This window comes from Salipiger sp. IMCC34102 (genome assembly GCF_004145405.1).
Taxonomy (GTDB): domain Bacteria; phylum Pseudomonadota; class Alphaproteobacteria; order Rhodobacterales; family Rhodobacteraceae; genus Loktanella.
Map to the genome: position 1 here is coordinate 1 of NZ_SELQ01000045.1, position 249 is coordinate 249.

1 pseudogene is annotated in these 249 nt (G+C 64.7%); it reads left to right on the top strand.

Going from position 1 to position 249, the window contains the following annotated elements:
- Nucleotides 1-249 (top strand): annotated as a pseudogene (locus EU805_RS17335) (oxidoreductase); the annotation flags it as partial.

Genomic DNA, 249 nt, shown 5'->3' on the forward strand with positions numbered 1-249 from the left:
CTGCTCGAGGTCGACGGCGGCACCCTGCTTGCCACCGCGATCAACGACTACACCGTCGAGATCCCCGTCAGCGACGCCGTCGAGGGCGGCCCGATCATCGCCTACCAGATGGACGGCGCCGAGATGCAGGTCCGCGACAAGGGCCCCCTCTGGATCGTCTACCCCTACGACGACACCCCCGAATACCGCTCCGAAGTCATCTACTCCCGCAGCATCTGGCAACTCGACAGGATCGAAGTCGCAGGGTAA